Below are 12920 nucleotides of genomic sequence, written 5' to 3'. Positions count from 1 at the left end.
CGCGCGAGAACTGGCGAACTGTTTTCCGGCGGAGGTCATACGATCACCGGGTGCGCGGGAAGACGATGTCGAGCCGGTTCCGGCTGGTGCTCAGGACCAGCCTGGGGTTCGCCGCGCTCGGCCTCGGGTCCAGTGTGTGCGGTGCCGGTGTGGTGGCGTTGCTGCTGCTCCTGCAGGGCCTGCCGAGCGAGGTCGGCGACCGCGGCTGGATCCTCGGGGTCACCGCGGCCGGGATAGTGGCGCTGTCGCTGGTGGTCGGCACCGTGTGGACGGCGTGGCTGCAGCGGCGCACGGCGGTCTGGTTCGTCTTCGGCCGCCCGCCGACGAAGGCCGAAGCCGCGCGGGCGCTCCGGATCCCGGTCGACATGGGGATCGTGAGCGGGACGCTCTGGCTGATCGGCACGATCCTGCTCGGCGCGCTCGCGCGGGTGCTCGGGTCCTGGCTGGACGCGCTCGGGATGGCGCTGGTCATCGGGCTCGGCGGGCTGACCACGGTCGGCCTCACCTATCTCGCCGCGGAGTGGGTCGCCCGCCCGGTGATGACGATCGCGCTCAAGGTGACCCCGCCGAAGGGGACGCTCAAGGTCACCGTGCTGACCAGGGTGGTCGTCACCTGGTCGCTGGCGAGCGGCGTCCCGTTCCTCGGGGTGCTGCTGGTGGCCACGCCGCCGGACCTCGGCCAGGGCGACCACGTCGCGAGCCTGATCCTGCTTTCGGTGATCGGGCTCGGTGTCGGCGCGATCGGGACGGGCCTGCTCGCGAAGGCCGTCGCGACCCCGTTGCACCGGCTGCGGGTCGCGCTCGACGAGATCGCGCACGGCAACAAGGAGATCGTGGTCGAGGTCGACGACTCCAGCGAGATCGGCCTGCTGCAGACCTCGGTCAACGACCTCGCCGCCGGGCTCCGCGAGCAGGAGCGGATGCGGGACCTCTTCGGCAGGCACGTCGGGGACGAGGTCGCCCGGCACGCGCTCGAGTACGGCGCCTCCCTGTCGGGTGACGTGCGCGAGGTGACGGCCCTGTTCGTCGACGTCGTCGATTCGACGGCCCTGGCGAGCCGCACCCCGCCGGAGGACCTGGTGAAGATGCTGAACCGGTTCTTCACCAGCGTGGTCCTCGCGGTCGGGGCGCGCGGCGGGCTGGTCAACAAGTTCCAGGGTGACGCCGCGCTCTGTGTCTTCGGCGCGCCGACCCGGCTCGCGGACGCGCCGACGGCAGCGCTTGCGGCCGCACGGGCGATCCGGGACGCCGTGCGGGAGACCGGTGAGCTCGACCTCGGCATCGGGGTCGCGAGCGGACGTGTTTTCGCAGGTCAGCTGGGGACGAGCAGCCGGTTCGAGTACACCGTCATCGGCGACGCGGTGAACGAGGCCGCGCGCCTGACCGAGTACGCCAAGGCCGCCGAGGGCCGGATCCTGGCGAGCGAAGCGGTGCTCAAGGCCGCGTTGGAGAGCGAGCGCTCACACTGGGAGCCGGCCGCGGAACTGGAGCTGCGCGGACGACGGGAACCGACGCTGACCTGGGAGGCGAGCGCGCTCAGCCCGGAATGACGTCCGGCCAGCGCAGCAGCGTGGAACCCCAGGTGAGCCCGGCGCCGAAGGCCCCCATCGCGACCCTGTTCCCCGGCTGGAGCGAGCCGTCCTTGACCGCGTCGGCCAGCGCGATCGGGATCGACGCGGCGCTCGTGTTGCCCACCTTCTCGATGTTCGAATACATCACGTCTTCCGCGAGCCCGAGCTGCTTCGCGCAGGTCTGCAGGATGCGGATGTTGGCCTGGTGCCCGATGAACCGGTCGAGGTCGCCGACCACCCAGCCGGCGGAATCCAGCACCGCCCGCGCCGATTCGGCCATCCGGGCACAGGCGTGCCGGAAGACGGTCTGGCCCTGCATCACCAGATAGTGGTCACGCGGGTCTTCCGACCTGCGGTTCTTCGCGCCGCCGGCCTCGACCCAGAGCAGTTCCGCGAGCTCGCCCTCGCTGTGCAGGTCGAACGGGCCGAGCGCGCCGAGCTCGTCGGCGTCCCCCGCGCGCAGCAGGACGGCGCCCGCGCCGTCGCCGAAGATCGGCACCGTGCCGCGGTCTTCGGGGTCGACGAGCGAGGTGAAGACGTCCGCGCCGATCACCAGCACGCGGCGCGCGATCCCGGCGGCGATCAGCCCGGCGGCGGTGGCGAGCCCGTAGATGAACCCGCTGCACACGGCGTTGACGTCGAACGCGGCGACGCCGTTCAGCCCGAGCTTGGTCGCGACCTGCGGCGCGCTGGCCGGGCACAGCTGATCGGCCGTCGACGTCGCGAGCACGACGGCGTCGGCCTCGCTCTCCCCCGCCGACGCCAGCGCCCGGCGCCCCGCTTCGACCGCGAGGTCCACAGTGGACGTCCCGGGGTCGACGACCCGGCGTTCGGCGATGCCGGTCCGCGAGCGGATCCACTCATCGGAGGTGTCCAGCCGTTGGGCGATCTCCTCGTTGCCCACCACGCGCGGAGGCAGCCAAGAGCCGAGACCGGCGAGAACGGCCGCCTGAGATGAGGGCACCAAGAAATCCTTTCGCGGGGTAAATGCGAGGTCTGCCATTCACTTGTAAGCGCTACCATTCAGTAGACCCGCCAGTTGTGTCCCGGGTCACAATTCAAAGAATCCCACCTTCCCCGATGGGGTGATCCACGCCGCTCGACGGCGCGATCAAAGAGCAGGCGCCCCGGCGAGTCGTCCGGTTAGCCTGGCTTGGTGCACACACCCGACCTCGACCGCCTGGACGTCGCCATCCTCGCCTGCCTGCAGTCGGACGCCCGCATGATCGCCGAGAACATCGGCGCCAAGGTCGGGCTGTCCGCCGCCGCCGTGCAGCGGCGGATCAAGCGGCTGCGCGAGACCGGGGTGATCGAACGCGAGGTGGCGGTGCTGTCGCCGCGGGCGCTCGGGCTGTCGATGACGTTCGTGGTGATGGTCGAGATGGAGCGGGAGAACCTCGCGGTGCTCGACGGGTTCCGTCGGCAGGTGCTCGCGGACGACAACGTCCAGCAGTGTTACTACGTCACCGGCAACGCGGACTTCGTGCTCGTGGTGACCTGCCGGGACATGGCGGACTTCGAGGTGTTCACGCGGCGGATGTTCTTCGACAACCCGAACGTGCGGCACTTCACGACGTCGGTGGCGATGGACCGGGTCAAGACGGGGCTGACGCTGCCGCTGGACTCCTGAGCGCCCGGAGATCCAAAGAGGACAGTCCTCAGTGGAACGTTGCACCCTGCGCAACGCCCGGGGCGGGCTCGGAGCTTCGTCACCACGGGTATCGGCCCGAACGCAAGGGGTCTGTGCCCGGCGTTACACCACTATGGACATATGCAGCCGATAGCGTGAACGTGGCGATGTTCGCGTCATCGGGCCCGCGTCCGGCCATCTCCTCCCCGAGACGAAAAGTTCGCGCCGCGCGAACCACGAGAGCACCGAGGAGTGGCCGTGCACACCGACGCAATTCACCAGAGCCAGTTCGTTCTGCTGAACAACAGCAGCACGCCCGTTCTCTCCCGCCTGTCCTTCCACGCCGGCGAGCCGTTCGCGGTCACCGTGGCGTTCCGGACCGAGCGCGGCCGGTGGGTCGAGTGGACCTTCGCGCGTGAGCTGCTCGCCACGGGTCTCACCGACCCCGCCGGGCTCGGCGACGTCCGCGTCCGCCCCGACCTCTCCGAGGACGAGGCGATGCTGACGCTGGAAATCGAGTCACCCGACGGTTACGCGTCGTTCGAGCTCGAGCGCGAGGACGTCGAGACGTTCCTCGAGTCCACCTACGAGCTGGTCCCGTTCGGCTCCGAGAGCGAGCACTTCGACGTCGAGGCGCTGATCGAGGAGATCAGCAACGTGTAACCACCCCCCAGCCACCGCTCCCGCGGTACGGAAAAGGGGCGAAGGGCGGCCCGAGTGCTCTGGAGGCACTCGGCCCGCCCTTCGTCCTTTTCCGTGGTTCTCGGTGACCGGGAAGCGGTCAGCCGAGGACCAGGGAGGTCCCTGTCGCGGACAACGCCGACCGGACCGGGAAGAAGTACGTCACCGAGCTGTTACCGCCGGACAACATGCCCTGGGCCTGGTTGCCCGCGATGAACGAGCCGCCGGAGTCGCCCGCCTGCGAGTGCACGTTGGTGGCGGTCATGCCGTAGACCGTGCCTTCGGAGTAACGGACGGTCTGGTTCTTGGCGCCGACGGTGCCGCAGGTCCAGCCGGTGGTCGAACCGGACTTGCAGACCGAGGCGCCGGTGGCCGCCACGTTCGAGCCGCTCACGCGGGTGCCGTTGTTGATGACGCCGCGCGGCGTCCAGTTGCTGTTGACCCGGACGCTGGCGTAGTCGTTGCTCGGGAAGCTGACGCGGGAGAACGAGCCCATCGCGACCCGGTTGGAGCCGGTCACCGTGCCCGGGCCGCAGTGTCCGGCGGTGAGGAAGCCGCCGCTGACCGAGAAGCCGATCGAGCAGCGCGAAGAGTTGTTGATGTAGTAGGCATCACCGCCGCGGACGTCGTACTTCAGGGTCGGCACCCCGGTGGTCTCGACCACCGAGACGGCGGCCTTGTCCACGCCGGTCTTCTCCAGGTACGTGCCGACGACGCCGCCCTTGCCCGGCAGGACGTTCAGCGTCACGCGGTTGCTCTTGGTGTCGACGCCCCAGCCGGTGATCGCGCCGTCCGCCGCGCGCTCACCCGCGTTCAGTTTGTCCACAGTGGAATCGAGCTGGGCGGCCGAGAAGCGCACGAGTTCCGCTTCCGCGCCACTCGCGACGACCTGCCCCAGTTTCGCGGCGTCGGTGACGCCGACGCGGAGTTTGCCGGTGGCCTCGTTGTAGCTCGCGCCGCCGAAACTGCCGGCGAGCGCCGAGGCGAGTGACTGTTCGAGCGCGCCGGCGGCGGTCTCGCCCTGGATCCGGGCGAGTGCCTGCCCGGCGGTCAGGCCGAGGTCCCGTTGCAGGGCGGGGACCATTTCTTGATTGAGCAGAGTGGCGTCGAGCAGTGTGTCCGAGGACGCCGCCGCGGGGGTACCCGTGACGAGCGCGCCGGTGGCCAGTGCTGCCGTGGCGGCCACACCGAGGAGCTTCGTGATCTTCATGCTTCTCCCTCGTCATCACGCACGGCTCCGGTTCGCCATGCGATAGCCCTCCCCCGACGGGTGAGAGTTCTGGACTCCGGCGAGGCCCGCAATCCGGATCGGCGCGGGATAGGTATACCCATTCTTCGAGGACTGAATCCGCTGCTCCAGGGGTGGTCACCTAGAGCAGGCACCCGTACGGACACGTCCGTAAGTAGGGTTTCGGAGTGAATACCTTGCGTAGTCATTGCCACCCCCTGAACGTGGGATGAATCGCCGGATCGGGTTTCTCGCCGACGTTTCGGGCGTCCGGTGATTTTCCAACCGACGATCCTTCGTCCAACCGGTGACGGTGCGTCGGCGGACGGCCTAACCGGATGCCCGGTAAGGCCGTGTTGGGTGGTTTACGGCCGGGTAGGCAGTGCTTAGGCTCCGCAGGACAACGCACAAGATCGTGTCGGGCTCACCGGGAACTCCCTACCGAGGAGCGCATGATGTGGCTTGCCACCCCTCGCCCGACCTCGGTTTCGGTCCGCGCCGGATCGACGGCACTCGTGGGCCGCGACGTCGAGGTCTCGGCGATCGTGAAGATCCTGCTGCGCCGTCCGGCCGCCGTGCTGATCGAAGGCGAACCCGGGATGGGCCGCAGCAGGCTGCTCGAAGAGCTGGCCGGACGCCGTGAGTTCGCGTCCGCCCGGGTGCTCTCGGGCGCCTGCCAGCCGATGCGCGAGCCGTTCCCGTTCGGACCGGTGCTCGAAGCGCTGCGTTCGGCGGGCGACCGTCCGCTCGGGCCGCTCAGCCCGGTCGCCGGGGTACTGAGACCCTTGCTGCCCGAACTCGCGGAAAGCCTTCCACCCCAACCGGAACCACTCACCGACCGCTGCGCCGAACGGCACCGCCAGTTCCGCGCCGTCCGGGAACTCCTGATCGCCTGCGGCCCCGCGCTCGTCCTGATCGACGACCTCCAGTGGGCCGACGAGGGCACCCGTGACCTGATGCGGTTCCTCGCCGCGGCCATGCCCGCCGAACTGGCCGTCGTCGCGGCCTACCGGACCGGCTCCCCGTCGAGGCACGGGAACGCCGGGATCCCGTTCCGCACCCCGCCGAACGTCCAGACAGCCCGCGTGACGCTGGGCCCGCTCGACGTCGAGGCCGTCGGGAAGCTGGCGGAGGAACTGCTGGACCTGCCGAGGGTTTCGGCGCCGTTCACCGCGAAACTCCACGAAAGCACCGCCGGGATCCCGTTCGTGGTCGAGGAGACCCTGCGGGCGCTGCGGGACGCCGCCGGACGGCTGCCGATCGGCGAAGTGCTCTCGGACCGGCTCCTGGAGAGCCTCGAAGTCCCGATCTCCCTGCGCGAGGCCATCACCGAGCGGCTCGACGCGCTGCCCGAGCCCGCTGTCCGGCTGGCCCGTGCCGCGGCGGTGCTCGCCGTCCCGTCCGAACCCTCGGTGATCGGCGAGCTCGCCTGCCTCACCGGCGACGGGCTCCGCTCGGCCCTTTTGTCCACTTTGGACGGCGGGGTCCTCGGCGAACTCGGTGGCGACCGTTACGGCTTCCGGCATCCGTTGGCCCGCAAGGCCGTCTACGACACCATCAGCGGTCCGGAGCGGACCCTGCTGCATTCGCGTGCCATCCAGGTGCTCGCCGGGCAGGCTGTCCCGCCGCTGACCCTGCTGGCGAACCACTCGCGCGCGGCGGGCCGGACCGAACAGTGGCGCCACTACGCCGAAGCCGCCGCCGACGAGGCCATCGTCCACGGCGACACGTCGCGCGCGATCGACCTGCTCCAGTCCGTGCTGACCGAGGCCGGGCTCGGCGAGGACGACATCGCCCGGCTGGCCACGAAGCTCAGCCAGGTCGCGCTGCGCGGCTTCCGCCCGGACGTCATCGAGACACTGGAGCGGATCCTCGAAGACCTCACCGACCTGCGCCCGAGCGTGCGCGGGACGATCCGGCTCAGCCTCGGGATGCTGCTGGTCCGCACGATCGGGCGGCTCGGCCGGGGCCGGGTCGAGGTGGAGAAGGCGATCACCGAACTGGTCGACGAGCCGGAACTGGCCGCCCGCGGGATCAACCTGCTCGCCCAGCCGATCGACGGGCTGACCCCGCTGTCCTGGCACGAGGCCTGGATGGACCGGGCCCGCGACGTCTTCGACCGGCTGGAGGACCCGGAGCTGCGGCTCGCGCTCCTCGGCGACCGGATCTCCGGCCAGGCGCATATCGGCGACGGCTCGGCCTGGACCGAGTTCACCGAAATGTCCGATCAGGGCGGCAGCGTCGCCGAACGTGTCCAGCTGGCCAGGCTGTGGTGCAACCTCGCCGACGCGCAGTCCTGGGCCGGGCACCTGGCCAGGGCGGAAAAGCTGGTCACGGAAGGGATCCGCCGCGCGACCGACGCCGGCGCGCTCTACGCGGCAGGCCTCGCGCAGGGCACCCGCGTGCGGCTGGACTGGGTGCGCGGCGACTGGTCCGGGCTGGCGGAGGCCACCGAACAGCTCCGCGACGCCTACCCCGACCTCGGCCCGATCGTCATGGAGTCCTCGCTCGTCCTCGGCGGACTGGCCGCCGTCCGCGGCGAATTCGCCGCCGCGCAACGACATCTGACCGCGGCGAGCGTGCACGCGCCGGAACACGGGCCCATCCCGGTCGTCCTTTCGGCGGCGGGTGTCCTGATCAGGGTGCTCCTCGCGACGGACGACGTCGACGGCGCCTGCGCGGCGGCCGACAACGCCGTCGCGGCGGCCCGGCGCAAGGGTGTCTGGGTGTGGGCGGCGGCGCTGGTCCCCGCCGCTGCCGAGGCCTACACGCGGGCCGGGCGCTGGTCGGAGGCGGACGCCGTGGTCGAGGAATTCGCCCGCGGCGTCGGGGGCAAGGACTCGCCGGTCTCCCGGGTCGCGCTGCTGGCGGGCCAGGCGATTCTGCTCGACGCGCGCGGCAAACACCCCGCCGCGGCAACGGTTTTCGACGAGGCGGCGGCGGGCTATGAGGCGCTGCCGATGCCGTACCAGGCCATCGGCGCCCGGGAACGGGCCGCGCTGTGCCGTCTCACCGCGGGCCGTCTCACCGCGGGCCGCCTGACCGCGGGCCGGGTCACGGCGGGCGACAGCAAGGCGATCGAGGAGCTCACGGCGGCCGCCGAGGCCTACGAGCGGCTCGGCGCGACGAGGGACGCCGGCCGGTGCCGCCACCAGCTGCGGGAGCACGGCGCGTGGGCGCCCTCACAACGCGGGCGGCGCGGCTACGGCCAGGAGCTCTCACCCCGTGAGCTCGAGGTCGCGAGGATGCTTTCCGACGGACGGACGAACCGGGAGATAGCCGACGGACTGTTCCTTTCGCCGCGGACAGTGGAACAACACGTCGCGAAGGTTCTTCGGAAACTCGGGTCCCGTTCGCGGACGGATGTGGCCCGCCGGATGACGACTTACGCACCCGCGGCGGCCGACCGGTAGCATCGCGGTGAGCGGCCGCTATTCCTTTAGGGGCAAGAAAAGTGCCCGATCGGGCATTGTGATCCATTCCATCGGGTTCAGCGGTGTTCGTGTGGTTCCGTACAGTCATGCGCTGTGCTAGTTTGTTTTGGCCATTAACAAAGTCGGCCCCCTCTCTGCAGGTCAGCCGATCGTGACGGGGCACGGCCCCCGCGAGGGAGTAGCGCAGAAGCATGGCTGAGCGAGCCGATTTCGCGCTGGGGACGGTAGAGGCGACAGTGGTCGGGCAGGCGCTGGGCGTCGATGTCCGCTTGTTTCCGTTGCGCGTCCGCAACACTTCGATCGACCCGGAGCGGTACACCGCGATCATCCGGAAGGTCTACGCCGATCTCGAACAGCGCCGCCTGTCGGTCAACGGCGAGCTGAGCCAGGCCGTCCGCACCGCGTTCGCGCTGCTGGGAAATCACCGGATCACCATTTCGGTCAACGGCATCGACGGCATCGGCCAGGACATCGCCGTCCTCACCCTCACCGACGGCAGGCAGGCGCTCGGCATCACGCAGGCCCATGGTGAAGACGAGCTGCAGTTCGCGCTCTTCTCCGACGAAGAGCTGGTCGAGGTGCTCTCCGGGGTCCTGCCGCGGATGCGGCCCGCGTCGACAGGCCGCCGCAAGATCGTGCAGAAGGAGGAGCGCGCCGTCTCCGCGATGACCGCGCGCCGCCAGGCCGAAGCCGAATTCGACGAGGAAGAGACCGACGCGTTCGGCAACCTCCAGTTCACCGGCGTCGTCCGCGCCCGGACCGACGCCCCGGCCCCGCGCAACGACGAGAGCGACCTCGAAGTCCTGGAGCGGGTGCTGTCCGGGACCCGCCTCGGCGGCGGATACATCATCGTGAGCGGCATCGGCCGCCGTGGCGAGCGTCTCCGGTCGACGCCGCTGAGCTGGCTCGACACCGAAGACGGCCGGTACCTAGTCTGGACAGAGACCGACGAAGCCTCAGGCGCCGTGATCGGTCACTACGACCCGGCCAGTCAGTCGGGCGTGGCGAACGCGATCCGGGATGCCATCGCTGACATCTACTGACCTTCCTGAACCCGGCGAGAGGATCCTCCGTTGACCGAGGAAGCACAAGAACTACAGCCGACAGCGAAGTTCAAGGCGATGACGCCCCTCGCGGGCGCGCAGCTGAAGCGCATGGCGGTGCAGGGCGGCTTCGCCGTCGACGAGAACACCGGCCAGGAGATGATCCGTTCACTCCAAGGTGTGATCGACAGCCTCGAAGAGCGCTGGAGCGCGCTGACCAAGCTGCAGAAGTCGCCGCAGATGAGCTCGACCGCGACCGCGCAGTGGGTGTCCCAGCACATGCACGGCACCGCGACGGACGCGCAGGGCCTGCTCACCCAGCTCGAGGCCGCGCGCGCCGAGTTCCCGACCTACGTCGAGGCGATCGAACTCGCCAAGAAGAACTACCGGGAACGCGACAACGAGAACCAGCGTGATCTCAAGCGGATCGACACCGAGTTCTAGGAGAAGAGACCTGTGAGCGAATCCGCGGAAAAGACGGCGAAGGTCTCCGACCCGACGTCCAAGGAGTACGACAAGGACAGCCCGTTCTACGACGTCACGGCCGACTCGTCGTCCGGCTACTACGTCGGGCCGCTGGCCGACAAGGCCGCCTCCGGTGACGAGATCCGGGCGGGCGCCAGCGCCGGGACCGACGTCATCTTCAACCTCCTCGGCTGGGGCGACACCGCGCTCAACGGCTTCAAGGACAAGTTCACGCAGAAGATGTACGAGGGGCAGCTGGAGAAGGCGCGCGAAGGTCTCTCGAAGGACCTGGACATGCGCAAGCCCGGCGACCCGCCGTCCACGGTCTGGGGCAACGCCACCCACGAGCAGATGCAGTCCGCGATCGCGGACAACGCGGATCCGGCGGCGGTCGGCGAGACCTCCGAGGAGTGGGTCCGGGCGGGCAACGACCTGGCGGGCCACCAGCGCAACCTGGCGAAGGCGATCAACGCGAGCACGGCCAACTGGGAGGGCGAGGGCGGCGACGCGGCCCGCGAACACCTCGCCGGTGTCGGCAAGTGGCTCGGCTCGACCGCGAACGGCGCGACGCTGACCGGCCGTCAGCAGCAGATCCACTCGCAGACGCTCAACGAGACCCAGAAGCTCATGAACGCGAACCCGCCGGTGGCGTTCAGCGTGCAGGAGGCCAACGCCAACCTGCAGACGATCAAAGACCCGCAGCAGTACATGGCGCAGCTCGGGAAAGACCTCGGCACCTTCAAGAAGCAGCAGGACGCGCGCGACCAGGCCGCGAAGGTGATGACCGACTTCGACACCACGGTCGGCTCGGCGATCGCCACCCCGGCGTTCCCCGCTCCGCCGAAGCTGCGGTCGGCGCAGGCGACCCCGCAGTTGCGGGGCACCCCCATGTCCGGTGGCGGCGCCGGCGGTGGCGGGGCCGAACCCGCGACACTTCGCGACCGGATGTCGCCCAACGGCCCTGACGGCACGCAGAGCCCCAGCCCCTTCAACGTGGGCTCGGACGGCACGATCGCCGCTTCGCTCGACGGGTCGCCTCAGAGCGGACCCGGCGGCACGGGAAGTGGCCCCGGTGGCATGAGCCCCTTCAACGCGCCGAACGGCGGACCGGGCGGGGGTGGCCCCGGCGGTAATCCGGGTGGTGGCTTCCCCGGCGGCGGCCCTGGTGGTGGTTTCCCCGGTGGTGGTTTCCCCGGTGGCGGCGGCCCTGGTGGCGGTCCCGTCACGAACCCGGTCATGCCCACCATCCCGAACGGGCCGACCGGCGGCAACTACAACCCGCCGGGGTCGAGGCCGGGCTTCAACCCGCCGGACATCGGCGACGGGACGCACACCACCGGCTACACCCCGCCGTCCGTCTCGCCGCCGTCGTTCACCCCGCCGAACATCCCCATTCCCGAAGGCGGCGGACCGCGCCCGGGTGGCGGCCTGCCGTACAACCCGCCGAACATCCAGATGCCGAACATCCAGGGGCCCACCAGCGGCGGACCGTCGGCGATCCCGCCGAGGATGCCGCCGATCAGCCGCCCGAACATCCCCAACTTCCCGGACCCCGGCTCCTCCTACAAGCCCACGCCGTACACCCCGCCGAAGATGCCGAACATCCCGGACATCCCGGGTGGTGGCACCGGCGGCAGCGGCTTCGGCGGTAGCAGTGGCGGCACCGGTGGCAGCGGCAGTGGCTTCAGTGGCGGTAGCGGTGCCGGCGGCTCGGGCGCCGGTGGTCTCGGTGGCGCCGGAAGGTCGACGGGCGCGCTCGGCATGGGCGGCGCCGCGGGCGCGATGGAGGCCGAAGCGGCCGCGGCCCGTGCGGCCGGCGCCGGTGCGAACGGCAAGCCGGGCAGCGCCGGCATGGGCGCGATGGGCGGCATGGGCGCCGGTGGCGGCAAGGGACAAGGCCAGGAGGACAAGGAACACAAGGTCGCCGACTACGTCGAATCCGACGACCCGTCGTTCTTCGCCGCCGACGAAATCGTCGCGCCGCCGGTGATCGGTGACTGGCAGAACAAGGACTGGAAGTGACGGCGGCTTCGTTCGAGGTCGAGCCGGACGACCTGACCGCGCACGCGAGCCATCTCGACGGGCTCGTGGACCGGTTGAACACCGCGCACGGCGCGACGAGTTCGGCGATGTCGGCGGACGCGTACGGCCTGCTGTGCGCGTTCCTGCCGCCGATCATCAACCCGACGGGCGAACGCGCGGCGGAGGCGATCAAGGCGGCGGGCGAAGGCATCCAGTCGACGGCGGACAACGTCCGCACCGCCGCCAAGTCCTATGTGGACGGTGACACGACCAACGCGGAACCGTTCAAGGCCGACTTCAAGGCCTTGGACATCGGAGGAAAGAAGTGACGAGCGGGAACGAGCTCGGGGATCTCATCCGGGACCCCGACGAGGCGGAACGCCGGATGGACCAGTGGGCCCAAGGTCTCGAGGACAAGGCTCAGCGCTATGCGGCCGCCCAGGAGCGGACCGAGCAGTTGCGGCTGTCCGCGTCCAGCTCCGACGGCGCCGTCAAGGTGACCGTCGGGGCGGACGGCGGCGTGACGGGCCTCGAATTCGGGAACAAGGCGAGGACGTACCCGCTGGAGGAGCTGTCGCGGCAGATCCTCGCGACCATGCACCAGGCGCAGGCCGGGATCGCGAACCAGGTCTCCGAGGTCATGCAGGAAACGCTCGGCGACGAGGACCAGGAGACCCGGTCGCTGATGATCGGCACCCTGCGCAGCCGCTTCCCGGAGATCGAGGAGGAAGAGCCTCCGGCGGACGATCCGCCGGCTCCGCCGCCATCCGCCGAGACTCCGCAGGCGCCTCGCGAGAAGCGTCACGAAGCACCGGAAGACGAGGGCAACTCACCCTGGTGAGTCCG

11 protein-coding genes are annotated in these 12920 nt (G+C 70.1%); 9 read left to right on the top strand and 2 right to left on the bottom strand.

Features of this window, described 5'->3' with window-relative positions:
* Positions 1–65: 65 nt before the first annotated feature.
* On the top strand, positions 66–1550 hold the full coding sequence (locus tag ACZ6YV_RS05565) for an adenylate/guanylate cyclase domain-containing protein (protein WP_465508549.1): 1485 nt from the start codon (positions 66–68) through the stop codon (positions 1548–1550).
* Here the strand turns inward: ACZ6YV_RS05565 and ACZ6YV_RS05560 are convergent.
* Entirely contained in the window at positions 1537–2574 is a 1038-nt protein-coding gene (locus ACZ6YV_RS05560) for a beta-ketoacyl-ACP synthase III (protein ID WP_465508449.1), read from the bottom strand. The two genes, ACZ6YV_RS05565 and ACZ6YV_RS05560, sit on opposite strands and share 14 nt — an antisense overlap.
* Before the next feature lie 153 nt (positions 2575–2727).
* On the opposite strand from ACZ6YV_RS05560, the gene ACZ6YV_RS05555 reads away from it, so the two are divergent.
* Together ACZ6YV_RS05555 and ACZ6YV_RS05550 are read left to right on the top strand one after the other, a co-directional pair.
* Complete coding sequence (locus tag ACZ6YV_RS05555) at positions 2728–3201, top strand: Lrp/AsnC family transcriptional regulator (RefSeq protein WP_465508448.1); 474 nt, start codon at positions 2728–2730, stop codon at positions 3199–3201.
* 258 nt (positions 3202–3459) lie between these two features.
* On the top strand, positions 3460–3864 hold the full coding sequence (locus ACZ6YV_RS05550; protein ID WP_465508447.1) for an SsgA family sporulation/cell division regulator: 405 nt from the start codon (positions 3460–3462) through the stop codon (positions 3862–3864).
* 118 nt (positions 3865–3982) lie between these two features.
* Here the strand turns inward: ACZ6YV_RS05550 and ACZ6YV_RS05545 are convergent, their stop codons facing one another.
* Entirely contained in the window at positions 3983–5092 is a 1110-nt protein-coding gene (locus ACZ6YV_RS05545) for a S1 family peptidase (protein WP_465508446.1), read from the bottom strand.
* Between the two features lie 473 nt (positions 5093–5565).
* Here ACZ6YV_RS05545 and ACZ6YV_RS05540 point away from each other — a divergent pair, with 473 nt between their 5' ends.
* The 6 genes from ACZ6YV_RS05540 to ACZ6YV_RS05515 all read left to right on the top strand — a co-directional run bounded on the left by ACZ6YV_RS05540 (position 5566) and on the right by ACZ6YV_RS05515 (position 12915).
* On the top strand, positions 5566–8523 hold the full coding sequence (locus ACZ6YV_RS05540; protein WP_465508445.1) for a helix-turn-helix transcriptional regulator: 2958 nt from the start codon (positions 5566–5568) through the stop codon (positions 8521–8523).
* Positions 8524–8735: 212 nt separating this feature from the next.
* Positions 8736–9587 (top strand): ESX secretion-associated protein EspG, encoded by an 852-nt coding sequence (locus ACZ6YV_RS05535; protein ID WP_465508444.1) that lies wholly within the window; start codon positions 8736–8738, stop codon positions 9585–9587.
* A 30-nt stretch (positions 9588–9617) separates the two neighbouring features.
* Positions 9618–10031, top strand: coding sequence for a hypothetical protein (locus ACZ6YV_RS05530; protein WP_465508443.1), 414 nt, complete (start codon positions 9618–9620; stop codon positions 10029–10031).
* 12 nt (positions 10032–10043) lie between these two features.
* Positions 10044–12074, top strand: coding sequence for a hypothetical protein (locus ACZ6YV_RS05525; protein WP_465508442.1), 2031 nt, complete (start codon positions 10044–10046; stop codon positions 12072–12074).
* A complete protein-coding gene (locus ACZ6YV_RS05520; protein WP_378238203.1) occupies positions 12071–12403 on the top strand; it encodes a type VII secretion target in 333 nt (110 codons plus the stop codon). Before ACZ6YV_RS05525 ends, ACZ6YV_RS05520 begins: the two co-directional genes overlap by 4 nt.
* Positions 12400–12915 (top strand): YbaB/EbfC family nucleoid-associated protein, encoded by a 516-nt coding sequence (locus tag ACZ6YV_RS05515; RefSeq protein ID WP_465508441.1) that lies wholly within the window; start codon positions 12400–12402, stop codon positions 12913–12915. Before ACZ6YV_RS05520 ends, ACZ6YV_RS05515 begins: the two co-directional genes overlap by 4 nt.
* Positions 12916–12920 lie beyond the last annotated feature (5 nt).

This window comes from Amycolatopsis sp. NPDC102522, assembly GCF_055584485.1.
The sequence above is the reverse complement of the archived record's forward strand: the minus strand, read 5'-3'. Positions and strand labels throughout refer to the sequence as shown.